The organism is Novosphingobium lindaniclasticum LE124 (genome assembly GCF_000445125.1).
GTDB lineage: Bacteria > Pseudomonadota > Alphaproteobacteria > Sphingomonadales > Sphingomonadaceae > Novosphingobium > Novosphingobium lindaniclasticum.
Genome location: NZ_ATHL01000113.1, coordinates 31,600 through 57,045, shown reverse-complemented (window position 1 = coordinate 57,045; position 25,446 = coordinate 31,600). Strand labels below are relative to the sequence as shown.

At 60.3% G+C, this 25,446-nt stretch carries 17 protein-coding genes; 7 read left to right on the top strand and 10 right to left on the bottom strand.

The window, feature by feature from the left end:
* The first annotated feature begins 36 nt into the window (after window positions 1–36).
* Entirely contained in the window at window positions 37–894 is an 858-nt protein-coding gene (locus L284_RS41335; protein ID WP_021235283.1) for a hypothetical protein, read from the top strand.
* 2,124 nt (window positions 895–3,018) lie between these two features.
* On the opposite strand, the gene L284_RS41330 is transcribed toward L284_RS41335, so the two are convergent.
* The 6 genes from L284_RS41330 to L284_RS41305 all read right to left on the bottom strand — a co-directional run bounded on the left by L284_RS41330 (window position 3,019) and on the right by L284_RS41305 (window position 9,451).
* The gene (locus tag L284_RS41330; RefSeq protein ID WP_021235282.1) at window positions 3,019–4,326 is read right to left on the bottom strand and encodes a replication initiator protein A; all 1,308 of its coding nucleotides are present in this window, start codon (window positions 4,324–4,326) and stop codon (window positions 3,019–3,021) included.
* 168 nt (window positions 4,327–4,494) lie between these two features.
* Complete coding sequence (locus tag L284_RS41325) at window positions 4,495–5,508, bottom strand: ParB/RepB/Spo0J family partition protein (protein WP_021235281.1); 1,014 nt, start codon at window positions 5,506–5,508, stop codon at window positions 4,495–4,497.
* A complete protein-coding gene (locus L284_RS41320; protein WP_021235280.1) occupies window positions 5,505–6,647 on the bottom strand; it encodes an AAA family ATPase in 1,143 nt (380 codons plus the stop codon). Before L284_RS41320 ends, L284_RS41325 begins: the two co-directional genes overlap by 4 nt.
* A gap of 204 nt (window positions 6,648–6,851) precedes the next feature.
* A complete protein-coding gene (locus L284_RS41315; protein ID WP_021235279.1) occupies window positions 6,852–7,730 on the bottom strand; it encodes a 3'-5' exonuclease in 879 nt (292 codons plus the stop codon).
* Between the two features lie 183 nt (window positions 7,731–7,913).
* Window positions 7,914–9,230: a type II toxin-antitoxin system HipA family toxin gene (locus tag L284_RS41310; RefSeq protein WP_021235278.1), complete on the bottom strand. Its 1,317-nt coding sequence runs from the start codon at window positions 9,228–9,230 to the stop codon at window positions 7,914–7,916.
* 8 nt (window positions 9,231–9,238) lie between these two features.
* A complete protein-coding gene (locus L284_RS41305; RefSeq protein WP_021235277.1) occupies window positions 9,239–9,451 on the bottom strand; it encodes a helix-turn-helix domain-containing protein in 213 nt (70 codons plus the stop codon).
* Between the two features lie 548 nt (window positions 9,452–9,999).
* Between L284_RS41305 and rpoD the strand changes: the two genes are divergently transcribed.
* Genes rpoD through L284_RS41290 form a run of 3 tightly spaced genes read left to right on the top strand, consistent with a single transcriptional unit; the run spans window position 10,000 to window position 14,198 of the window.
* Complete coding sequence (rpoD, locus tag L284_RS41300) at window positions 10,000–12,036, top strand: RNA polymerase sigma factor RpoD (protein WP_407635852.1); 2,037 nt, start codon at window positions 10,000–10,002, stop codon at window positions 12,034–12,036.
* Window positions 12,037–12,070: 34 nt separating this feature from the next.
* Window positions 12,071–12,715, top strand: coding sequence for a hypothetical protein (locus tag L284_RS41295; RefSeq protein WP_031342807.1), 645 nt, complete (start codon window positions 12,071–12,073; stop codon window positions 12,713–12,715).
* Between the two features lie 31 nt (window positions 12,716–12,746).
* Entirely contained in the window at window positions 12,747–14,198 is a 1,452-nt protein-coding gene (locus tag L284_RS41290) for a DUF6880 family protein (protein ID WP_021235274.1), read from the top strand.
* A 375-nt stretch (window positions 14,199–14,573) separates the two neighbouring features.
* Here the strand turns inward: L284_RS41290 and L284_RS47585 are convergent, their stop codons facing one another.
* From L284_RS47585 to L284_RS41285, 4 genes are read right to left on the bottom strand one after another with little or no spacing between them, the layout of a single operon-like run.
* The gene (locus L284_RS47585; RefSeq protein WP_081674091.1) at window positions 14,574–15,083 is read right to left on the bottom strand and encodes a Mov34/MPN/PAD-1 family protein; all 510 of its coding nucleotides are present in this window, start codon (window positions 15,081–15,083) and stop codon (window positions 14,574–14,576) included.
* A 1-nt stretch (window position 15,084) separates the two neighbouring features.
* The gene (locus tag L284_RS47580) at window positions 15,085–16,779 is read right to left on the bottom strand and encodes a ThiF family adenylyltransferase (RefSeq protein WP_160172142.1); all 1,695 of its coding nucleotides are present in this window, start codon (window positions 16,777–16,779) and stop codon (window positions 15,085–15,087) included.
* A gap of 9 nt (window positions 16,780–16,788) precedes the next feature.
* Window positions 16,789–17,805 (bottom strand): cyclic GMP-AMP synthase DncV-like nucleotidyltransferase, encoded by a 1,017-nt coding sequence (locus tag L284_RS0124645; RefSeq protein ID WP_152524726.1) that lies wholly within the window; start codon window positions 17,803–17,805, stop codon window positions 16,789–16,791.
* On the bottom strand, window positions 17,798–18,892 hold the full coding sequence (locus L284_RS41285; protein ID WP_021235271.1) for a patatin-like phospholipase family protein: 1,095 nt from the start codon (window positions 18,890–18,892) through the stop codon (window positions 17,798–17,800). Before L284_RS41285 ends, L284_RS0124645 begins: the two co-directional genes overlap by 8 nt.
* Window positions 18,893–19,671: 779 nt before the next feature.
* On the opposite strand from L284_RS41285, the gene L284_RS41280 reads away from it, so the two are divergent.
* From L284_RS41280 to L284_RS41275, 3 genes are read left to right on the top strand one after another with little or no spacing between them, the layout of a single operon-like run.
* The gene (locus L284_RS41280; protein WP_031342804.1) at window positions 19,672–20,433 is read left to right on the top strand and encodes an ImuA family protein; all 762 of its coding nucleotides are present in this window, start codon (window positions 19,672–19,674) and stop codon (window positions 20,431–20,433) included.
* Entirely contained in the window at window positions 20,348–22,171 is a 1,824-nt protein-coding gene (locus tag L284_RS0124640) for a Y-family DNA polymerase (protein ID WP_021235269.1), read from the top strand. Before L284_RS41280 ends, L284_RS0124640 begins: the two co-directional genes overlap by 86 nt.
* A complete protein-coding gene (locus L284_RS41275) occupies window positions 22,168–25,446 on the top strand; it encodes an error-prone DNA polymerase (RefSeq protein WP_021235268.1) in 3,279 nt (1,092 codons plus the stop codon). The genes L284_RS0124640 and L284_RS41275 overlap by 4 nt, the downstream gene beginning before the upstream one ends.

Genomic DNA, 25,446 nt, shown 5'->3' with positions numbered 1-25,446 from the left:
TGGCCGGCGACACTAAACCACAGCGGTTGGGCACCGATGGCCGAGTTGGCGCGCGCTATGTTGCCGGCCCTGCTTGCGCCCGCCGATCATTTCGAGACGGCAACCTCGAGCGAAGATGCCCATCAGGAAGTCCACGCTGTCCTCGCGGTCGCCCGATCTCTTCTGACCAGCATTGGCGTTCGGCAAGAGCCTGACCCCAGCGCGGAACTTTGCGAACTTCACGACGCGATCGGAGCCGATGTGACCTTCACACATCAGGAACCAATCTTCTCTTCCCTGCCTCGCGGACCAATCGGAGCGAAACCGCGACACTTGGTCTCGCGTCCACCGAGACCTCCATTTTGGGCGCTCGACCTGCTCTGGGGTGAGCGCCTGTTCGCACAGGGGTTGATGTCGGTGCCCCTGCCCTTCCCCGGCCTCGTCAAGCCCATGACCGAAAACGTGGACGATTTGGATCAGCCCGATCCGGTCTCAGAGGTTGCAGCAGCGTTACGCCACAGCGCTGAGCGCCTGATCGCCGCATTGAAGGATGCCGACGTGGCCGTTCGGACCATAGTCGATGGACAGCTATGTCATCGCAACACGTCCAGAGCACCGACGATCTTTGGCATTCTTGCCGGGTTTGGACAACTGCGCGGGGCTCAGCTCGAAGCGATCATCGGCGCCTCACGGCTCGGAACCCGAAAGATGCTTTCCACGCTTGAGAAGAGTGGTTTGCTACATCGGACCAGAACGGCCGGCGCAGATCTTTTCTCCGTCCGCCTCAAAGCGGAGGCTCGCTCTGTCGTTGATCGAGGCAAGGACACCCCTGCCCTTTCTCGGGAGGCGCTCGACGATTATGATACTTCCATGGCCGCCATCGACGCCTTGCTCGCTCGCACTGGCGCTCATTGAGCATGCTCACAAACGAAGTGAACGCGCTCCAAGTGACGGGCTTCCAGAGCCTGAACCTATCCGTTATCAGGCCAAGCCGGCGACAAGCCGCAAAATATCGATCGCCGGAAAGGCCCCCTACAGCGCGCCGACGACGTCCGCCCTACCCACGGGGTGGTCCGCATGCAGGATGGTGCTCCTGAGCGCTTACAGGGCAAATCTCTCGCGATCCGAGGTCCGTTCCCGTTGGTGATGCTGAAATTCGCTGCGAACTGCGCACCCCTGCACACGAAACGAACGAGTTTCGAACTGCCGAAAAGAAACGCTGTGAAATTTGCAATGCACCGCGGCTGAGCGAGAAAGCCTGGTTGCTTCAAAACCCGGGACAATCTCGGTGAGCCATCGTCCGGCCCTCCTGATTGATGTACTCCACCATGGCGTCTTGAGTGGCACGATGGATCAGTGGAAATATTCGGCCGGGTCGCGTGCGTGAAGCCGTACTCGTTCGAGCTCCTTAGCGATGAGGTTTAAAGCCGGTCGTCCAAAAGTCGGCAACAGAGATCCTTGGTGGGTCGGTCTGCGCGCGCAGTGAGAATAAAAGCTCGGCCTCTAGCACAGCCTTCAGCAAGAATGACCTGAGCGGTTGATCTGACGATCGCTCGCCTGTCCCCTCCCCTTCTTCTTCTTCTCCCAATAAAATCAATCGATATCCGCCGCAGGCGTGGGAGTTAATGGGATTAGATTCTAAAGTTAAAGAAGTTAGTGCCTGTGCAAAATCGCTTAGAGCGAGAGATGAGGGCGAGTCGCGGCCTGTGGATAAAATCTGATAACACGCGAATCTGCATCTGATACCACGCACCCTTGATTCTAAAAACACGATGATCGCGATCCGATAGTACGTATCGCTTCGCACATGCCCTGTGGATAAGATTGCCGTCCACCACCATGGCTTCATCTGCAAGGCTTGGTTTTCTGCCTCTTTCTCCGGATCGAATCTTCGAAAACGCTGCCGCTAGGTGAGGCGCTAGCCCCTGGCGAACTTGGCGAATGGACGCTTCTCGAACGTGCTTTCAGTAATGTTGGCGCAGGCCGTGTCGTGTTATCGGGAAGCGCGGATGCACGGCGGGCCGAATTCATTTGTCAGCGGTGGACAGCCGTTACCCCGCGATCTCAGCCGTTCCAGCGGTAGATGGCTACTCTGTCTGACAGTCGCATGCGGTGCGAAAGTACTGGCGACCGCGATCACCGCTCAGTCTACTCCCCTGCCCCTGCCCCTTTCCCTAGCGTTGGTTGCAGGAGCGTAGGCATGCGTTGCTGAAGAACTTCGGCGCTGAGGGTTTACATCATCCTGCCCGGCACCGACCGGGATTACCGTGAGACAATGACCTCATTCGGACTGAGAAATGAGGGGGTTCCTCTGCGGAGACAGCCCAGCTGCCCAGTTCGGTGATCAGTCGGATCGACGTGCTTTTAGAATCACCGGGTCCGAGGGATTGCTACGGCGCGCTGGCTGACTTCTCTGCGAAGTTAGCGGGGTCTAGGGCCGCGCCAGCAGCTTAAAGCCGGATTTCCGAAAACACGTCGTACACGCCGTCTCGGCTCAATCAGCCTGAAAGCCGTTGTGAGGTTCGTTCATGACAATTGGCATCCAAGTCGCCACGCGATCTTACGGGCTGTCGAATTTCGGGCTCAGAGCTTTCTGATCGAATGGCGAACCCTGTTGCCGGCCTCGCGATCGAGCCGACAGGTTCACTCAGCGCAGATCTCACTCGATCGCCGAAAGCGATCACGCTGGCTGCACCAGCGGGTATTGGCCCGGTTATCGGTTGTAGATGGCGTGAAGGGCATCCTTATCGCCGCACCAGCGAGAACCAGAGCCTGGTGATAGGCTTGTCATGCATCCGAGCGGTCGATCGGCTTACCGTGGAGGAGCGCCCTTCGCGGTGGAGGTGAGCCACTGCCGACGCGATGGCATGGTTCTGTTCAATTGCGCGGGCCGGGGGCCACTTAAACCAGATGGGGCGGGGAAGGGGGCGCCTCGCGGTGGGGGCGCGCCCTTGCAGAAATCGGATAGGGCAGGGGTGTTGGTGCGAGCTTCGCGCCGACATGCGTCTGCTTAGCGCCCTGGTACGCAAGCCCTTGCGGTCAAAGGCCGCGCAGCTGGTACTTGTTGCGCTCGTGGTGCTTTTTCATGAAACCGTAGAAGCGCTTGGAATAGTTGCGTGGAATTTCGTTCGGGTTTCGATTGAGAAACGCATCAAAGGTTTTCATCAGGACATCGAGATCCCATCCGGGACATTCGCGCATGATGGTGGCGTACGTCTCCGGGTCGAGCACGTCGGCTGCCCGATCCCCACGGCGAGGTCTCGGCGCCTCTTCAGCGGCTCGCGCGAACTGAACATCATGCGGATCTGTATGTGGCAAACCAGCATCGGCGCCGTGGTCATACTTGAAGCGGGCGGCTGTCCGGGCAACCAGGCTGAGGGCGAGGCTGGGATCAACTAGGTCTGGCTGAGCCTGTTGCGAGCGAGTGGCGTCGCGATCGTGAGAATGCCCCGATGCCGGGGAGGGCAGGGGGGACGCTACTGGAGAGGGCTCATTTCGCTGCCCGATGCGCTTCTTAGTCGACGGCGCCGAGGTGCGATCGTCGAGAAACTTGCGCATGACCATCTTGAGCTTCGGTCGCGGGCTTTCCGCGTCGATCGCCTCGAGGTGAATTTCCGGCAGGTTGTTGGCCCGAGCGAGTTCAAGGATCTTGTTCTTGAACGAGGGGAGGGAGCTTTCGCTTCCGCTCTTTTGATGGAGCGTCTCAAAGCCGATAGTGAAGCCTTCGGCGCCGTTTCCGCCTGCGTGCTTGCGGCTTGCACGGTAGAGCCATTTCCCGAGCCCGCTTGTGATCTCGAAATAGAGCGGTGAGATCGCAAGGACGTTTCTCTTATCCATGACCCCATCGAAGAACCACCGCGATAGAGTTATCTCCATTCCAAGCGATCGCTGGGTCTTTTCGTCGACGAGATGCGTGTAACTGTCGATCCAGGAGAACGTCGTCTCGCGGGTCTTGGAGTTCGCGCGGATGTTGGTCTTGATCGTGGTTGCCTGCAGACGATCGAGGGCAGCTATGAGGCGTTCGTATGCGCGGCCGCTGACACCCCAGCATATCCGGCGAAGCAGGTCGCCGGGCTGTAGCCTAATGGTCGGTGAAAGATCATTGTCGCCGCGCTCTCGCAGCTCGTTGAGGTGCGAGGCCAGGTAGATCATGATGTCGGCATCCCAGATCGTGGCCATTCCGTACTCGGGATTGGCTGATACGTGAACACGCACGCTTTTGTCCGGGCTCGTATATTCGATTGGTTTGAGGCGCTTCTTCTTTGCGAGGCTGAAGAACGGGCGCTGCATGGTTTCCTGATAATCGCGCAGGGAGATGTCGCTGAAATCGGGCAGCGTGAAAAACATCTCAAATTGTACCTTGCGACCATTAGTGGTCGTCTGCGGCGTATCAGAGGCCACGCTTCTCACCCAACTCCGTTGCTGTGTCCCACGCGTGGGACTGTACGATTAAGATATTGATATAATTCGATAAAAGAGGTTTTTAAAGTTTGCAAAAACCTATCCGATGCTAGGTCACCGGGCCCGTCCCTTCAGAATCTTGGCGTTCTCGATCAGCGGCCGCAGAGCTTCGAGAATATCGTCGGCGGACAGGTCGGTAGGGGTGAGGGTGAAGGTCAATCCTCTGCCCTGATCACGATCGATCTGTCCTATGGTTGAGCCATTCGCCTCGATGACCAGCTTGCGAGCCCGTCCGCGCCGGGGAGAGCTGGCGGCCTTGACGAGGCGGGCGACAACCTCCGCGCCGCTGATCGGCTCTTCGTCGCCCGATTGGCGGAAACTTTGCTCGCTGGCTATATGCGCGGCTGCCTCTTCGATCTGCGGCCGGGTCGCAGCGTTGCGGATGAGGGGCAGCAGCTTGTCGCCATGGCGGACCTGAAGGTCCATCGGCGAATGAAATGCGCTGACGACTGACTTCGGGATTTCGGTAAGGCCGATATAGCGAGCGAGAGTTGAGGTCGAGAGTTTGACACGCTCCGCCATCCGGGCCTGGATGCCGTCATAGTAGGCTGCGACAGCCGCCCGGTAATTTTCGCCACGCTCGAGATCCGAAATGTCCTCCCGCTCGCGATTTTCGATATCAGCAAGACGGAAAGCGGCTTCATCGTCGATATCCTCGATGATCGCCACAAGTTCGATATCGGGGTAATGGTTGGCGTTTAGCCAGCTCACTGCCCAATGTCGGCGCGTACCAATGAGAAGTTCGTAACGCTTTTCGGCGTCTGGCGTGCGCCGAACTACGACAGGAATCCTGTTGCCGTTCTCTGCCTGAATGGAGTCGATGAGGCTGCGCAGCCGCTGCTCATTGAGCAGTTCATAGTCGCGCGCATTGCCCGACCAGATCGAGCACTCGGAAGGCTTGAGCCGGATGGAGGGCTTCTTCACCATCCGCGCCGACTCCCCGAATGCATCGAGGCGCTTCGTCGTGAACGTCGTGCGCGGTTTTGCGACAGCGACATCCTCAACGGCGATGACTGGCTCGGCCGGGGTGGAGGCTAGGGCCTCCGAAATCAGTGACCGCCGGCTCATGCTGCAGCACTCGCAGGTGCATCATGCCCAACGATGCTGGCTGATGGCCATTGCTGTCGCATCTGCTGGACGACCTCGCCGAAGACGAGATCGAGATTCTCGCGGCACCGGTTATACGTCGCGTGCGAGGCCGAGGGCTTGCTCTCGTAGACCGAGCGGAATGCTTGCGTGGCATTCTTGATTTCCTCTGAAGCCAGGATGGGCTGGCTCAGCAGGAAGTTGGCGTACGTTGCTTGCATCATCTTCCACATATCGTGCTCGCCAGGCTTGCTTGGCGTGTAGGCCGAACAGACGACGCGGATGAACCCATAGTCGACAGGCGTGCCGTTGGCTTCGAGCACTTCGATGTTCTCTGCGATCGTGTCCATGAAGTGAATCGTGGAGAGATAGTCCAACTGGCGGGCAGGTACCGGGATTAGCAGGCCGGTGGCCGACGCCATGACGTTGAGGCCGAGAAAGCCCATGGCTGGCGGAGGATCGAGTAGGATGACATCGAAGTCTTTGATGATCGTTGAAATCCCGATGCGCAGGCGCTGCAGACCTTCGCGCACCGCTTGGCCTCCCTCCCTGAGGGTGGATGTCAAATCCCACTCCGCATCCTGCAGGCCCAAACTGGACGGAATTATCTTGATCGTCGGCCAGGCGGTGTCGTGGATTGCCGCAGCGAAGTCGTCGAATGTGCTACGCGGAGACAGGAAATGCCCGAGCGTCTGCTCGTCATCAATCAGCGTTTCGGGCTGGATGTCGAACATCGTTGTGGTGGATGCCTGCGGATCGCAGTCGATCACCAGGACCTTGTAGCCGTGAAGAGCGAGATAATCCGCAAAGTGCTTGGTGATGGTCGACTTGCCAACGCCGCCCTTGAAGTTCTGAACGGCGATAACGACCGCATCTTCATCTTCGGCCTTGCCCGGGTGGATGCCGAGGGCGTCACGGATGCGGGTCAGATCTTCCAGATCGTAATACCGGCGACCATTAGCCTGCTGCTTGGGTGGTTCGAGCCGCCCGTCTTTCTCCGCCTTCGCCAACGCTTCGGGCGTCCGGCCAACCAGTTCCGCCGCTACGCCCGGGCCGAAGGTCAAGTCCAGAACCTTACGATCCTCCGGCTTGAACACGATTGATTTGACCCGGTCACGCATTTCCCCGCACGACCGCGTTATGGCTCGAAGGGTATTTACGGTATACGACATCTCTCGCCGGGCCCTTAGCTATGTCAGCGGAATCGGAGTTGGTTCGTGATTTATGAGCAGAATCGGCGCTAAAAGTCAAACCAGCCGGTTCGGCGTTGTCCGATTGCTAATGGCTACCTCGCCTATGTAACCAATTGCCAACTCGACAAGATGTCAGCGGCTGAAGCGCTCGCAGGCTGATTGGAGGTGGAATGCGGGTTCTGCGTGGCCTGTATAGATTTCCTGAAGCAACCAGTTCCGTTCGCTTTCCATGTCATTGGCAGCAATGGTCTTTGACCAGTAGCGCATGGCGGCATCCCATCGATAGCCGCGCGCCTTAAGCGCATCTTTGCCGTCGAACGGTGCATCCACGGCATTGACTTTGTAGCTTATGCGATCAGAGGCGGCGATGAGCTTTGCCAGTATCGTCTCGCCATCTGCGGCGGCGTGTCCAAGCAGATAGATGAGTGCCAGGATGTCGTTCTGGGCCCGGTGGCCTTCGAAGAACCAACCGCACTGGACGACGAGGTAGCCAAGCGCCCGGCCGTCGAAGCCTAGCTCAAGCCAATCGATTTCGGCCATCGAACATGCCCAGGGCCTGCCAGCGACGGCGGGCAGACGCCGATCGACGAATGGTCGGTCGAAGGCAGCGTTGTGGGCGACGATGATGTCGGCCGAGGACAGAAGCCCGATCGCCGCCTCGACGTCGATCGTCTGACCGGCAAGAATGTCATCGGTCAGCCCCGTCAATCGGGTGATCTGGGGGTCGAGCGGCACCCCGGGGTCTTCGCGCCATACGCGCGGTGTGCCGATCTGCACGATCCGCCCGAGCGCATCGAAGCGGAACCTCTGGATGGCCAGCTCGATGATCTTGTCGGCACTGTGATCAAGTCCGGTCGTTTCGACATCGATGGCGACGCCGACCCGCAGTGGAGGCTGCGGCTCGCCGAAGTACAATCGCTCCGCCGGCACCAGGCGGCGCAGCACCCTGAAGTCGGGATGGGCGCTAAGGAGGTCTGCCGCCTCGTGGCAAGCGGTTTGGGAGGCCGTCATGCAGCCCCCGATGAAAGGCCTGCGCGCTACAGGCAAGGCGCCCCGGGCGAGAAGCCGGGGACAGTCCTTCTCCAGAAGGCGCGTAGAACTGCTGTCGAACATCGGCAGGGCTGCGATTGCGTCCGAGGGGCAGAGGCACCGCGCACGCCGGATTCTGGGGGAGGCATTGCCGTAAGTTTGAGGCTAGCCGTGATAGGCAGTTGCATCGATCTGCTCGGCGACGTCATCGCCCGGAGCGCCGTACCCGTCATCGCCCGCCTCCTGCGCATGAGCGCGCACTTCCTCGATGCGCCGGGCAATCTCGCGCTCAAAGACCTTGAGCATAAGGCCAGAGCCCGCAGGCATGGCGGCGACCTCTTCACTGGCCCCCGGCAGTTCGCGCTGCAAACGGGCAGTCATGGCCTCCACGCGCCGGACTGTGGCCCTAGGAGAAAGGCCTGAGGCTTCGGCCATGCGCTGCCAGTGCTTTGCGTAGATGTGCCGGCCCCGACGCTGCCCGCCGATGGCCTGGGCATGGTTCTGGGTGATGTTCGCCCAGCCAAGTCCCGACATGAGATCGTAGAGCGGAGCAAAGCGGGGAGCGTGATGCGTGAGCAGGACCGAATAGTTCTTTGCGTGGGAATCTACATTGCCGATGGCGATATTGAAAATCACGGCGTCGAGCAGCTGCGTGATTTCCCGTGCAGTCATATGCGCGCGCACGGTCGCGAAAAAATCCGCGATCGAAGGGCCGCGCGTGCCCGTGCCGTTGTACTCGTACTTGGCGACGGGAGGGCGGCCCAGGGCCTGGCAAAAGTCCTCCTGATGAATTCGTCGCACCCCATCCGGCTCACCTTCACGGTCGTAGCGCGTCACCAGGAGATAGGATCGCTGACCAGCAACGCCTGTCGTTACGGGCGCTGTGAGGAGCCCAGCGCGCCGGGCCAGAACCATGCACAGCGCCTCGTTCTGGACGCTGCCCAGAAGGCGCGGGTTGTCGGGTTTCAGGATATGTGTGGAGGGCGCGCCATGGACTGGCACCGCGATCGCGTCGCCGAGCTTTGCCACCGGAAGCTTGTCCTGCGCGCCGGCGAGGCTCATCGAGACGCCTTCTTCGTCTACGAGAAAGGGGCGGGCAGGCAGATCGTTGATGATCCGCTCCAGAGCATCGCTGCCCGTGATCTCACGATAGCCGGGCGTCCCGCCCGATGCATCAAGGCCAATGCTGAGCGCGCCGGCAAGATCGGTCCCGGTACGCGCGATCAGCCCGAGAACATCGTCTGCAGTCGCACCCACGACGCGGGTCATTGCGCGCAGCGGATCGCCTTCTGGAAGCAGGTTCATGAGCCAGGGAAGAACGACACCGCCTGCATAGGTGCTGCCATCGACGGGCATCCTGAGCGAAATCGGGAAACGGTCCGGGGCTGCCTGCCAGGCGGCGCTGTAGGAAAGCCGGACCTCGTCATTCGCCGCCACGAGCGTGGCAAGATGACGACCCTCGAAAGTGATGGGAAGTTCCATTTGCCGCCTCAGTCAGACGAGCCCAAAGCCGTCAGTCGAAGTCCGACAGCCTGCGCAGCAGCAAGAGCCTTGCCCAATTGGGCAGTGGCCTTGCCCGCCTCAAGATCCACAATGAAACGCTCGCCGGTATTGATTGCAAGCGCGAGCTCGCGCTGGGTGAGGCCGAGGCTCTTGCGAGCGGTCGCAATCGCTGTGCCAAATTGTTGAGCTGTGTGTATCATGTCTTCCCGCTCGGTAAGATGGCATCTTTATCATCTGGAGGCAAGGTCATATCTTCCCGATCGGTAAGAATACTAGCGTTGGCTGAAGCGCGCCGACGGCATCTTACCGAACGGGAAGATGAAATTCAGTCAAACGTCGGACGAGCCTGCAATGGAGCGGTGTAGGCGCGCTGCAATTCACAGTGCTGCATGTGTCGCGAGGATGGCCATGCAGCAGCGCGATATGCGGTTATTTCATGCTGATGCCCGTCATCGATGTATCAGCATGAAAGCCTGGCTAGCGCGGAGTTTGAAAAGCAGGGTTACCAAACCCTTCAATCCTAAGCGAATGGTGGGCGATGCGCGGCGGGTGCAAAAAACTGCTCAAGGATCGTGTTAGCTGAGCCGACCTCAGTGCCGGTATACGCATGCATCTCGGAAAGCACACTGGAACTGCTCGGACTTGTCCGGCAAAGGGGCGGATACATATGCCTTGCATGGTCTCGCGAACGAGACTTCAAAGACGAGTTGACGACCCAAGTATGAGCAGAAGCGAACGCGGCAAAGAAATGGAAGAGCCAACCATTGAGGCGAGCCGAGGTTCAGTCGCCAAGTTCATCGCCTATGCCAAGCGTCGCGGTACGATCACCGTCGACGAGCTGAACCTCGCGCTGCCGCAGGACCAGATGACCGCCGACCAGATCGAGGACGTCATGGCGGCGATGTCGGAGATGGGCATCAGGGTCGTCGAGAACGAGGACGATCCGGATGCCGATGACGCGCCCGCCAACGCTGCCTCGTCGGACGACAGCGACGAGGATCGGGTGCCTGCCGACGAAGGGGCCGATGATGGCGCCGACGATGGCAGAGAGGGCGTTGACGGCGGCGCTGTCTTCGAGAGCCGTGAGCCGCGACCGAAGAAGGCCGAGAACCTCGGCAGCACGGACGATCCGGTGCGCATGTACTTGCGCGAGATGGGCGCTGCCGAGATGCTCACCCGCGAGGGCGAGGCCGCTATCGCCAAGCGAATCGAAGCCGGCCGCGACATGATGATCCAGGGCCTTTGCGAAAGCCCGCTGACGTTCCATGCGATCATCCAATGGTCCGAGGCGCTCAACGCCGGCCACATGCAGCTGCGCGAAATTCTCGATCTCGACGCGATGCTGGCGAAGGAGCCGCAGGTCGAGACGTTAGGCGAAGACGGCGGCGAAATCAGCGAGAAGACCGCAGGTCCCTCGTTCAGCGATGACGAGGAGTCCGAGGAGCAGGACGCCGCCGAGGTGGACGAGGATGGTAACCCGATCGCCGGCCCGCGCCGCGAAGAGGCGGATGCGGAGGAGGGCGGCATTAGCCTGGCGCAGATGGAAGCGATGCTGATGCCCGAGGCGCTGGAGAAGTTCGCGCTCATCGCCGTGCTGTTCCACAGCTTCGAGCGCCTTCAGGCCGACCGTACGGAAGCGGCGGGGCTGGGTATCGTCTTCCCCGAAGCGCGCGAGGAACAGTACCTGCAACTGCGTGCCGAACTGACCGCCGAGGTGGAATCGGTCAAGTTCCATGCGGCCAAGATCGAGCAGTTGATCGACAACCTCTACGTGTCCAACCGTCGTCTGACGACGCTGGGCGGCCAGATGCTGAGACTAGTCGAGCGCCACAAGGTGAAGCGCGCCGATTTCCTCGAAGCCTATGTTGGCCGTGAGCTGGACGAGACCTGGGTCGCCGAGATGGCGGGCCGGGACAAGAAGTGGGCCGCGTTCGCCGCCGCCGAAGCCGGCCCTGCCGAGCGGATCCGCAACGAGGTTTCGGAAATCGCCGCGTCTATCGGCATGGCGCTCCCGGAGTTCCGCCGCATTGTCAACATGGTCCAGAAGGGCGAGCGCGAGGCGCGCATCGCCAAGAAGGAGATGGTCGAGGCGAACCTGCGTCTGGTGATCTCGATCGCCAAGAAATACATCAATCGTGGGCTGCAGTTCCTCGACCTGATCCAGGAAGGCAACATCGGCCTGATGAAGGCGGTGGACAAGTTCGAGTACCGCCGCGGCTACAAGTTCTCGACCTACGCGACCTGGTGGATACGCCAGGCGATCACGCGCTCGATCGCCGATCAGGCCCGCACCATCCGCATTCCGGTCCACATGATCGAGACGATCAACAAGCTGGTTCGCGCCAACCGCCGTTTCCTGCATGAGCATGGCCGCGAGCCTACGCCCGAGGAAATGGCTGAGCAGCTCTCGATGCCGCTCGAGAAGGTCAAGCGGGTGCTAAAGATCGCAAAGGAGCCGGTGTCGCTCGAAAGCCCGGTGGGCGACGAGGAAGACAGCTCCCTGGGTGACTTCATCCGGGACGAGAACGCGGTGATCCCGGTGGACGCGGCGATCGAGGCTAACCTCAAGGAGATGATCACGCGCAGCCTCGCTACGCTCACGCCTCGTGAGGAGCGCGTTCTGCGCATGCGTTTCGGCATCGGCATGAATACAGACCACACGCTTGAGGAAGTCGGCCAGCAGTTCTCGGTAACCCGTGAACGCATCCGGCAGATTGAGGCAAAGGCACTGCGCAAGCTAAAGCACCCTAGCCGCTCGCGCATCATGCGCGCTTTCCTCGACTGATAGCGCCGTCGGCGTTTGGTGAGTATGGGAAGAGATGACGTCAAGATTCAGAACGCCGACCGAGAAAGTCGTACGCGATGTGCTGGAGAAGCACGCCTGTCCGGTTCGTTACCATGAAGTGCGCACCCGGTTTCTCGGAGCAATCGCCTCACCACTGATGGGGACTTCGCCGCTTCCGGTGGTGAAAGGGCTGTGGGGCGGCGAATTCCCGCCGTTCGATTCCATGGATGATCTCAATCATCTGATCGATGTGCTGATCAATCAGCTTTGGAACAGCCTGACCTGGCACAATAGCCGTACAGCGTCCTTCAGGCTTTATCGCCTTGAACTCGATCCGTCGGCGGAGAATCTTGCGAGGTACGCCCGAGTGCGCCGACAGGAGCTGGAAGGCTTTGTTGAAGGTCTGTTCGGTGGTCATGAAGCCCTAGAGTTGCCGGAGCGAGCCCATATGTCCCTGGGGCACCTTGGTGAACTTCGCGCGATGATGGGCGGCATTGAGGACCTGGTTGCGCGTGACATCCAGGCGGAAAGCCGAACCCAGCTCGAAACGACGTTCAGACACGTGCGAGAACTCACCAAAATCATGGAAACCGAAATCCATGAGGCTGTGTTGTCTTGCGCCCGGGCTCAACATCAGATGCTCGAGGGATTTACGATCACAAAACCCGTCATGCACTGACCGTGCAACCAGCCCGGATCGAGTTGAGACTTTGGCTTCCAAGAAAACTCTGAACGCGAAGAACCTTGAGGACTTGGGGGCGACTCGCCTCGCCCAATTGCTGATCGAAATCAGCACGGGAAATGCCCTCGCCAAGCGTCGCCTGCGCCTCGAGCTTGCTGGCGCACAAAGCCCGGGGGAGGTGGCGCGTGAAGTCGACAAAAGGCTCAGCACGATCCGTCGATCGCGATCCTTCGTCGACTGGCAGAACCGTAAAGCCCTTATCGCGGATCTTCAGACGCAAAGGAAGGCCATTGTCGAGCAGGTCGCTCAATCGGACCCTGCCGAGGGTCTGGCGTTGATGTGGCGTTTTCTTGGCCTGGCCAATTTCATCTTCGGGCGCTGTGATGACAGCAGCGGGCTGGTCATTGCCATTTTTCACGAGGCTGTCGCGGATCTGGCGGAGATCGCCGTGCGGGCAAATCCCAGGCCGGAGGCGGTGGGTGACGCGGTCTATGATGCTTTGAACGCCAATGAGTATGGCCAGTACGACGGCCTGATCGGCACCCTTGCTCCCGTTCTGGGAGAGCGCGGGCTTACCTATCTGCGCGGTCGCATGACTGCGCTGGCAAAGACGCCTCTCAAAAGGCCGGCAGGCAAGGATCGGGTAGCCTTGGCTTGGGCATCGAGCTGTGCCATCTACCAGGATGAGATTGACGAGCGCAGCCGTGATAGCATGGTAAGGCTCGCCCTCATGGAGATCGCTGACGCATTGGGCGATGTCGATGCGTTCATCGCGCAGTATCACGAACCCACTCGCAAGGTGCCCCGGATCGCGGCTGAAATTGCCAATCGCCTCGTCGCCGCGGATCGTGCTGCGGATGCCCTTCAAATCCTTGATGCGGCAACGCAGAGCAATCCCGGTCACTCCAGCTTCAATTGGCCGGACCTCAAATGGGTTGATGCAAGGATCGCCGTCTTGGGCGCGTTGGGCAGGGGGCGTGAGGCACAGGACATGCGCTGGTCCTGCTTCGAAAGTTCGCTGTCGTCCGGGCACTTGCGTGAATATCTTAAGCAGCTGGCCGATTTCGAGGACATCGATGCTGAGACGCGTGCCTTCGACCACGCGCAAACCTGCAACAGCGTTCTTGGTGCACTGTCGTTCTTCGTGGAATGGCCGAAGCTTGACCGTGCCGCCGGCCTTGTAATCGGTCGTTTCGAGAAGATCGACGGCGACCATTACGAAATCCTAACGCCTGCCGCTGACGCGCTTTCGGCGAAATATCCGTTGGCAGCAAGCCTTGTGCTACGCGCCATGATCGATTTCACCCTTATCCATGCCCGGTCAACGCGTTACAAGCACGCCGCTCGTCATCTCCTCGAGTGCGCCAGTCTCTCGCGACAAATCTCCGATTTTGGCGCGCATGAATCTCACACCGATTATGAAGCGAGATTACGCAAGATGCACGGGCGCAAGAGCGGTTTCTGGGGCCTGGTCGATTGACATACCGCCGCCCTGGATTGGTTCTCGACCTTCTTGTGAAGCCCGCGTTCGTGACTGCTCATCCTCTTGGATGACCGGCCCCGACCCTTAGTGGACGCTCAGCACCCAAATTTTCTCTTACAGGTGCGGCCGGTCTGCTTTTCCAACTCGGATGCCAAAGGCTGGCCGATAGGCGAATGTCCGCTCAGGAGCCAAGTCGTCGGAGTAGCTGACCTTCAAGCGGCACGAGTTGAGGGCCCATAACGCGAGGTTCGATTGGTAGCTATTATGAAAGAGAGTCAAGATATCACCATCGCCGATACCGAAGGAATGCTAGCACACCTGCATATTCCTGAGAACCAATCCATTCTACGTTCCGACCTCACGACAGCAAATCTAGTTTCCCCCCAACGGGTTGCTTCGCAGAGGACATTTGAAATAGCCTCCACTCACCTCATGGAAGGAAAGCCAAAGGCTCTCAGGTACTGGCAAGCGGCCGACGATAGCCATCAAAAAACCCGGTAGCGAGTGTTCAGACGCTTGAACGGTCTCGGTGATGTTACGGACATCGGTATGCGACGGCGACGGGACGTTTTGAGGGTGGGTATGCCAATCGCCCACGTAATGGAGGCCTTCTTGGAAAAGAGCCAAGATTTCAGCCTTTTCTGCTTTGCGATCGGGACGGAAACCAAATCGTGACCGGAAGTCGGTAGTACGAGGACCGGTGGCTTTCGCGACAACCCAACGTTTATGCGTGATGAAAGCGAATAATTGGCCGCCGGCCTCGCGAGACCAACATTTATGTTGGGCGTTGCGATAGAGATGCTCGAGCACCGACTGCTCGACATGTATGATAAGTCCGCTCGGACCTTCGTAAGTAGCTGCTTGCGCAACGGCTTCCACCATCTCACTCCGTTCGCCATTGAGCAGCCATCATCTTCCCACCTTCAGCAGGATCGCCGACGATAGACTTGAAAGCAGCTGACCAAAAGCCTCCAGCTTGCTCAAGATCAGAAGAAAGTCCCACCCATACTCGCCATATCGGCGCAACGGCACTCCCGGATGCGATATCGAGCGCTGCCCGAGCTACAAGACTCTGTCCGGCTGCAAGATCAATGGCGCCATAAGGTGATGCGGCGCCTCCGCAACGAGGGTCTTGATCCTCCGACCACCAAGACGCGGCCGCTGTGAGTGGCCTGCCGGTATTATCAAAACCGTTGCGCAGGCTCACCGTTGGTCCTTGTAATACAACAACATGGGCTGCGATCGCATTGCGCTCCAGCCAAGTGTAAATCACCGGAATCTTCAACACACCAGCGGCTTGGAGATCGCTTAATGCGGCACTGGCTCCCCAATCGCCGGTTGCACTTATAATCACCGATACATTTTCAAATACCGATTGATCATTGTCGATAATGTTTCGCCAATCTGTCCCATAACTAGCTATATCTACGATGTCGGGTAAATCCGCGAGTAGCGTAGCCTTAAGGGCATCCGCCTTGTTGGCGCCGACGTGTCTGGCCCCCAGCTCATGTCGACCGATGTTTTCCCAACCAAGATTATCTGGGTCAAATAAGCTAAAATGCTTGATACCCTGCTGCGCCAGTAATTTTGCTGCTCCCGCACCTAACGACCCGCATCCAATTATCGCGATATGTGCAGAATCCGCGGCAGTTAATTGTGATAACGGGATTCTAGAAGCAGCAGCGTCAACCGATCTGATGGAGGCCCGATTAAGCTTCAGCGCGAATGGAAGAAGTGCGGCGGGTGTCCTACCGGGCCTGAAACCTTTATTCTCTCGGCGTTTTTCCCCAGACGATAGGATGACGGCACCACCAGCTGTGCGTCCTGGCGAGGACGGGCCACCTAGCAATACTACACCACCCGAACCAATGATGGGTTGCACCTCATCGAACGCCGAGGCCTGATCGGCCTTTTCAAATAAAGTGCGCAAATCTGAATACGATTTTGGGTAAGCGGAGGGCACAGGAAGGTTATCCATCCACAAAAAGAGTGAGCGGTCAAAGTCCCTCTTGTAAACCTCGCCTAACCTATGCTGGAGCCATCGGCGCAGACGTTCTTCATCGTCCGAGACAATTCGCTGACTGGCGTAGGTCCCGAGGAACAGCGATCTCGTAGGCGGTGCGATATCGAAAAGCGTCTGAACTGATTGACCCGTTGTCCTGCTGCGGGACCAATAAGCCTCGAAATCGACGACGTAGTCTTCTCCCAACTCACCGCGGTCTAAGGCCACTAGCAAGCTAGACGCTTTGGCTAGAAAATGCCCCACTACTCCTGCTGGATCGAGACTGTCCGTTGTTGTTTCAGACGCAACCAAGCACAGACGCCCATCGGCCTCAATATGTGGACCGTGTCTGGGTGCGCCAGGCCCAAAGAAGGCAGTAACCGGCTTCGTGTAAGGGAAGAACTGATCAACTGCGATGAGCAGTGATACGTCCTTCCGCAGGCGTAGGCACCAACCTATGAACGCCGAGCTGAAGCCGCTCCTATTAAGCTGCCAAGTATTAGCTCGGACCGCCTCTGGGAAGGCGATCCGAAGCCAATCATCGACGATCTTTACGGCATTAGCGCGAGTATCCATAACTGCCATCTAAATATTAGCGTACGTCCCGCCTCCGCTCTTATTTACAGGAGACTTCGGCTCTCCGTCATCGTCACTGCCTTCCGGCGGTTGCTCAGAAAACCAGCTTGTGCAAAAAACCTTATCCCAGGCCTTCATCGCCTTTTCATGAGTGCAATCGACCTCATCCAGTACGTCCAGATGACCGAGGTTCTCGTTCAAGCGATCCATAAAATACGTAGGCCGGGGATCGTCGTCTGATATGAGGTATTCATCCACTACCGGATGCTCCACGGTCTTATTGTATACAAGTCGATCCGCGATAGCCTTCATTGTACTGCGAAGCGCCTCGTCGTCGCGGTTGAGCCTGCTACCGAAACACTCCGACGCCAACTTCGTAAGCGCAAACCCACTTGGATTTTTCCCCTTCCACGAAGTCCGGCTCTTGCTGAACATCTTTAAGTATCGCACGATACGCCGAAACTGGCCTTCGCCAACCGATTCCGGGCTCAACTCCTTGTTTGTCTCCCGAAACCAAACGGTGACCTGCTTCGCGTCAGACTTTCGCCAGCTAGCTCCCGCTAGCTCGTAGCTGTATTCAACTTTGTTAGTCCAAATGTTGGTAGTCTCGATCCGTCGATATGTGGGAATATCGACGTGATATCCAGCATCGTAATAGACTCGCACGCAATTAGTTCGCACATCTGGCGGCGTGTTGAATTTGTCATCTTGCACAGCCGCACAAACCATCTTGCGCACGTCAAGGGCGGACATGGCGGCACCCTGAGCGCCGACTAGATCGCTAGCTTTGAAATACAGACCGTCATCGATATCATAATCAAGGTCGTCATCCTGGACCATCGTATGCATCGCATATGAACCCTGCGTATGCGATCCGAGCGGTTTTGGCTTTCCGTCTCTGACTAAGCCGGCCTTCAGGCGGTTGCGGTTGCTGTTTCGGCGGGTGCGCATATTGGTACGCTCATCTCCGACGATGGCGATCTTTTCATTATGAAATCTGCGCACTTGCTTCGATGTATTAAACATTATTTGCGTCACCCCCCCTGCACGGCATGCTTTCAAAAAGGCTCTTGATGATCTGGCCGGTTGCATTCGCGTTATCATCACAGGCACTTTTTGCCAGATTAACATCGGCGCGTGCTTGATCGATTAATGCGGTCATCGCCTGATCGGATGAATTGTCTAACTCGAGGTACGGGACAATATCCGGTCGGAGATCGCCTTTTGGGAAACGTATAACGTTTATGCTTCGCCCCAACTTCGTAAATTCTTCCGCGAACATGCGTGCCATGTTGTCGAATGCAAATTCCTGCGCAGCGATACTAAGGGAGGCTGCTTTAGCGCCGAACTGCCAGTCCACATAACCACGATCCAAGTCCGCTTTCGCGATACGTTCTCCGTCAGGCTTCGGATAGCTGCCAAGGGCAAAAATCTCTATGGGGCGGGTGCTGTCCATCTTAATGGCGTCGAGTAAGCCGACTAGTACGGGATTGTTGGCCCACAGTCCGCCGTCCGCAAAAACTCTGTAGCCGCCTAGATCGCCATCGGCATCAATTGCGGCCAATGAACGAAATATCGGGGCTGCACTTGTTGCCATGCATGCGTCGACCAGTGTCGTGTCATCATCACGCGTCCCTCCACAGTGGCTTGTCTTGAATACCCACGCTCTTTGCTGGCTCATCTCAACAGCTGGTATCGACAAGGCGATACCCCGCAGAGTTTCAATCTCTTTAAATGTTTTGGTGCCGAGCACAGCCGTAAGCGCTGCTTTCAACGCTGTGGCACCGCGCCGATTTATACCCGCGCGGCGTGGCATCTGGCTTAGCACCTTCGTCGTCGAGGAAGGCACTCGCTCTGGAAAAATTTTCGGCCCATTTTTACGGTACAGGTCGACGACTTTGGGCAGTGGCTCACCGGCAGCCAATGCGCAACCAACAATAGCCCCCGTGCTGGTGCCAACAATGAGGTCGAAGCCCTTACCAACATCCAGCGACTTACAGCCTATCTTCTTCGCGAAAAGCGACGAAAGCTCATGGAGAAACGCTGCGGAGTATATACCCCTCATTCCTCCTCCATCGATGGTCAGTACGCGCAGCGGCTTTTCTTCATTCATATTTTTCGTGTAACAAATTTATATTTGCGCGCCAAGGAGTAAGACAGCTTCCATGACGAAAAATGCCGTTTGGCGCATTTCCGACAAAGGACAGGACAGCTTGAGTATCGGTCATATTCGGGCCTCCGCTTTGAGTTTCAATCGAAAGGCACAAAAAAGGGGGGGGCGCATTGCCGCACTGCCGCAGCAGCCTACAGCATTTCCTTGGATGACCGTTTTCCTAAGTTTGCTTCCTCGAAGTCGACTTTCGCGATTGTCCCATTCTAGGCCGTTGACTTGGGCGCCCGCCACCGCTGAGCCAACGTCGGCTTTCCTTGGCTGGCCGCCAATAAGCCGACAGACCGGAAAGTCCCACACCCGCGTCAGTCCTGAGCAACTATCCGATCGCGCTTCACAGGCCGACTATACCTTTGGCTGTTTGCGATCTTCTGACTCCCAGCGTTCGCCACGTCGTCTGGGTCATCGCGCCCCAGGCGTTGGTTTCTCGCCCACTGACCAAATGGAAGGGTGGGAACGTCTTGGGCAAGGCCAACCAGGCCAGCGGGTCCATCCAGTTTCGATAGCGTTGGCATTGTCTGACTTTGCTCCAAGCCCAAGCGTGTGATGCTATGCTTCACGGACACTCCCCACAATCCTGCAGGATGGTAGTGAGCCCGGTGATTGCGCCGTGTGCACAGGGTTGTCCTCATGCAGGGCGCTAGGGCCGATTTAAACTGGTTGACCGCGAGGGGTTGAGAATGAGAACATAAAAGGAACAAGTTCGAGTCTCAAGAATCACCATGAACCCTGTTTCATCTCATGCGCAGATGGGCATTGATGCCCTTCGCGCCATGGCGACGCCGCTCGCCGACTTTCGGATCATGCCCTTCGGCGCCGAAGCGCTGGACGCGCGTTTGGCCAGTGGTGGTCTGCGGGCCGGCGCTTTGCACGAAGCGACGGCGCTGACCTGCTCGCTGGTCGACGACGCGGCAGCTACGTTGTTTTTTGCCGGCATCGCCGTGCGGGAAGCGCGCTTAGCGTCAGCGCCGGTCCTTTGGGTCAGTTGCCGCAATGACCTCTATGCGCCCGGCCTCGAGCAGGCGGGCCTTGCCTCGGCCGATGTGATTCATGCACAGCCGCGCGACGATGCGGCGCTGCTCGCCGTGGTCGAGGACGCTGTGCGCGATGGAACGCCGGCCGCCGTCGTCGCTGAAGCCAGCAAGGTTTCGATGGTCGCCACCCGCCGCCTGCAGTTTGCCGCTGCCGAGGCGGACATGCCGGTGCTCCTGCTGCGGCGTCACCGAGGCCGGGACCGCGACCCGCTCTGCGAACCGTCGGCGGCGTGGACACGCTGGCGGATCGCCAGTGCGCCCTCCGAGCGGCTCGGCGTAGCCGGCGTCGGACGCCCGCGCTGGCTGGTCGAACTCGCACGCCAGCGCGGCGGCGAAGGCTTTTCCCTGATCGTGGAGGGCTGCGATGCGACGGGTCGTCTCGCTGTTCCTGCCGTTCCTGGCCATCGAACGGCTGAGACGGCAGGATCGGTTCGCCGCGCCGCGGCCTGAGCCGCGCGTCCTCCAGCTTCCCGTCGACGACAATCCTGGTGCCTGCTCGGTCCCTCGCGGCGGCGGATGGCGGCCGGGCGCACGCTGGGCACGCCAGGCGCAGAGCGGGAGCGGGAAGGGCGCTGCTGCGGCCGGGGCTTCATCGCGTTCCGATGTCGAGCGGCAGATCGCTGGCTTGCCGCTACATGCCAAGCCGCCGATGCGCGAATTGGGTCGGCGCTCCGAGATGGCAGAGCATCCGTTCAAGCGGATGGCCTCGTCAGCAGCGTCGGAACAGATGCGCGACGTGCCGCAGGTCGCGGTCGCTCCGCTGGCGCTCATCGGCAAGGTCGGCCGCCGCGACGAGATCGTTGCGGCCTGTCCGGCGGCGAGAGCATTGGGCATCCATGTCGGCATGGCGGCAACCTATGCCCGTGCGCTCGTCTCCGATCTCGACTTCCGCCCGGCGGAGCCGGAGGCGGATGCTGCGCTGCTCGATCGCCTCGCCCTGTTCGGCATTCGCCGCTGGTCACCGATCGTGGCGGTCTCGCCGCCCGACGGAATCTGGCTGGACCTCACCGGCGCCGCGCACCTGCATGGCGGGGAGGAGCGCTTTTGCCAGCGGCTGCAGTCCTTCTGTCGTCGCGCCGGGTTCACCGCGCGCATCGCGATAGCCGACACGCCCGGCGCCGCGCATGCGCTGGCCCGCTACGGCCGCCATGACATTGCCATCATTCCGCACGGCGGCGTGCTGAAGGCGCTGTCGCCGCTTCCGGTCGCCGCGCTGCGTCTCGAAAGCGGCGCACTGGCCGCTGCGCGCAAGTTCGGCTTCGAGACGATCGCCGACCTGTTGCCTGTCGCGCGCGGTCCGCTGGCGAGGAGACTGGGGCTCGCCACCATCGACCGGCTCGACCAGGCGCTGGGAGGCAACGCCGAACCGATCACCCCGCGTGAGGACGTGGTTATCCCTGCGGTCGAGCGTCGGGTGCTCGAGCCGATCGGCACGGCCGAAGCGATCGCGCAAGTCATGCACGACCTGCTGAAGGACTTGGCCGAGGTGCTTCAGCGCCGGGGGCTGGGTGCGCGCTCGCTGCGCCTGATTGCTTTACGCATCGATGGCGGTGAGCAGGTGGTGGCTATCGGCACTTCCCGGCCGAGCCGCGAGGTGCCGCACCTGCTGCGCCTGCTGAAGCTCAGAATCGAGCGCATCGATCCAGGCATGGGTCTTGAACAGTTCCGGCTGCTGGCGCCGCATACCGAGCCGCTTGACGCCGAGAACCTGGGGGCGATCCTCGCTGGGGAAAGTACGCTGCGCGATCCGGCGCGCCTGGTCGACGTCGTGGCCGGCAGGATCGGACCGGGCGCGGTGTTCCGCATTGCGCCGGTCGAGAGCCATGTGCCTGAACGTGCCGTAAGGCCGACCAGACCAATCGAGACCGCCGGTTCCTGGCCTGCCTGGCAGCGGCCGGTGAGGCTGTTCGCGCGGCCCGAGCCCTTGTCGCGCGTCATCGCGCTGTTGCCCGACCAGCCTCCGCGCCGTTTCGAATGGCGCGGCCGGTCCTACAAGGTTGTCGCCGGCGATGGGCCAGAGCGCATTCATGGCGAATGGTGGCGGCGCAATGCCGAAGTCTGGGCCGTACGCGACTACTACCGGGTCGAGGACGAGGAGGGTGGGCGCTACTGGGTGTTCCGCCGCGGTGATGGCGTTGCGAGCGAGACCGGCGATCTCTCGTGGTGGATGCACGGGGTCTTTGCATGACCGCCTATGTCGAACTCCAGGTGCTGACGCACTTTTCGTTTCTGCGCGGGGCTTCGAGTCCGGACGAGCTGTTCTCGGTCGCAGCGAAGCTGGGATATCCTGCCATGGGCATTGCCGACCTTGGCAGTGTCGCGGGCGTGGTGCGCGCCTGGGAAGCCGAGAAGGCGACCGGCGTGCGCCTCATCGCTGGCACCCGGGTCGATCTGTCCTGCGGTCGGCGCCTGCTGCTCTATCCGACCGACCGGCCCGCCTGGTCACGGATCACGCGCCTCCTTACCATCGGCAAGCGCCGGGCGGGGAAGGGGGCCTGCCTGCTGCACTGGCCCGAGCTCGAAGCCTGGTGCGAGGGCGTGATCGCCATTCTCCTGCCGCACGAGGCCGACGCCAAGAATGCTGCGGCGCTGGCCGATCTGCGGTCCGTCTATGGACGGCGCGCGCATATGGCGCTGTTCCAGCGCCGTCGCCCCGACGATGCCGTGCGCATCGATGCCCTGGCGCGCCAGGCGAGGGAGGCCGGCGTACGCGCGGTCGTCACCGGCGACGTGCTTTACCATGCGCCCGATGCCCGGCTCCTGCAGGACGTGGTGACCGCGATCCGGCACAACTGCCGGGTCGATGACCTTGGCTATCGCCGCGAGGTCAACGCCGACCGCGCGCTCAAGTCTGCGGAGGAAATGCAGCGACGCTTTGCGGCCTATCCTGATGCCCTGTGCGCCAGCGTCGATATCGCCGAGGCTTGCACCTTTTCGCTGAGCGATCTCACCTACCACTACCCGCAGGAGAAGGTGATCGAGGGGCTGACCGCCCAGCAGGCGCTGGAGGCAATGGCGCACGAGGCGCTGGGCGTCATGTTCGGCGGCGATCCGCCGCAGGACTACCGCGACCAGATCGCGCATGAGCTGAAACTCATCGCCGAGCTGAACTATGCGCCCTACTTCCTCACCGTCCATTCCATCGTCGCCGAGGCGCGGCGGCGCGGCATCCTGTGCCAGGGGCGCGGATCGGCAGCGAATTCCTGCGTCTGCTTCGTGCTGGGCGTCACCTCGATCGATCCGCTCAAGCACGAGCTGCTCTTCGAGCGCTTCGTCTCGGGCGAACGGCGCGAGCCGCCCGACATCGACGTCGATTTCGAGCACGAACGGCGAGAGGAGATCATCCAGTGGATTTTCGAGACCTACGGGCGCGACCGGGCGGCATTGACCGCCGTCATTACCCGCTTCCGCGCGCGGGGCGCGGTGCGCGATGTCGGCAAGGCCATGGGCCTGCCCGAGGATCTGACCTCGTCGCTCGCAGGTCTCGTCTGGGGCTGGTCGGCCGAAGGCGTCGGTGAGAAGCAGGCCGAGGAACTCAATCTCGACATGTCCGACCGGCGTCTGCGCCTGACACTCGATCTTGCACGCCAGCTGATCGGCGTGCCGCGTCAGTCGAGCCAGCACCCCGGCGGCTTCGTGCTGACCCACGATCGTCTCGATGATCTGGTTCCGATAGAGCCTGCCGCCATGGTCGATCGCCAGATCATCGAGTGGGATAAAGACGACATCGATGCCCTCAAAATGATGAAAGTCGATGTTCTGGGGCTCGGGATGCTGGGCTGCATGAACCGCGCCTTCAACCTGCTCGAGGAGGTGAAGGGGCTGAAGGTTGGGCTTGCAGACCTGCAGAGCGACGACCCCGACGTCTACGGGATGATCCAGAAGGCCGACACGCTGGGCACCTTCCAGATCGAGAGCCGGGCGCAGATGTCGATGCTACCGCGCATGAAGCCGCGCCGGTTCTACGACCTGGTGATCCAAGTTGCGATCGTGCGGCCCGGCCCGATCCAGGGCGACATGGTCCATCCTTACCTTCGCCGCCGCGAGGGGCTGGAGAAGCCGGAATACCCGCGCCCGGAACTGCGCGCTGTCCTGGAAAAGACGCTTGGCGTACCCCTCTTTCAGGAGCAGGCGATGAAGGTCGCGATCGTCGGCGCTGGCTTCACCGCCGTCGAGGCCGACCAGCTGCGCCGGGCGATGGCGACCTTCAAGATGACCGGCGGCGTCTCGCATTTTTCCGAAAAGCTGATCGAGGGCATGGTGGCGCGCGGCTATCCGCGCGACTTTGCCGAGCGTACCTTCCGCCAGCTGGAAGGTTTTGGTTCCTACGGCTTCCCGGAAAGCCATGCGGCAAGCTTTGCCAAAATCTCCTACGCCTCGAGCTGGATGAAGCATCATCACCCGGACGTCTTCTGTGCCGCGCTCATGAATGCGCAGCCCATGGGGTTCTATGCGCCTGCCCAGATCGTCGGCGACGCGCGCCAGCACGGGGTTGAGGTCCGGCCGGTCTGCATCAATGCAAGCCGATGGGATTGTTCGCTGGAGCCGACACGGGGCCGATACCATGCGGTCCGGCTGGGCTTCAGGCAGGTGCGCGGGCTGTCCAACGCCGATGGCGCCAGCATCGTCGGTGCGCGTGGGCAAGTCCCGTTCGAGTCCGTCGAGGACGCCTGGCGCCGCTCGGGCGTGCCGCGCGCCGCGATAGAGAAGCTGGCGGACGCCGATGCCTTTCGCGCCTTCGGATCCGACCGGAGGCAGGGGCTATGGAAGGTGCGGGGCCTTGGCGAAGCGCCCTTGCCGCTTTTTGCTGCGGCGGATCGTGCAGCAAAAGTGATCAGCGCGGAAGGGATCGAACCCGACGTTGCCCTGCGCCCACTGACCGATGGCCGCGAGGTGATCGAGGATTATCGTTCGCTCCAGCTGTCGCTGCGCGCCCATCCGCTCACGTTCGTGCGCGAGGACCTCGCCCGGCGCGGGGTTACGCGCTGCGCCGACCTTGCGAACATCCGCGATGGCCGCAAGGTCGAGGTCGCCGGGATCATCCTGGTCCGTCAGAAGCCGGGCTCGGCCAAGGGCGTGCTCTTCATCACGATTGAAGACGAGACCGGCATCGCCAACGGGATCCTCTGGCCCGATCGCTTCGAGGCCCAGCGCCGCACCGTGATGTCCGCCTCGATGGTGGGCCTCAAGGGGCGGGTGCAGAAGGAGGGCGAGGTGATCCACGTCATCTGCGACCGGATCATCGATCATGCCGATCTGCTCCATAAGGTTGGCGAGATGGCCTTCCCGCATCAGACCGGCAGGGGAGACGGAGCGCGCCATGCAAGCGCGCCGGATCGCGGCGACGTTACCCGCGGCAAAGATCAATGGAGCCCAAGGCCGCATGACAGCTACTGGCCGCCGCACGCAGAGGGCCGCGATCCCGAGGATGTCGTGCGTTTCAAGTCGCATGATTTCCACTGA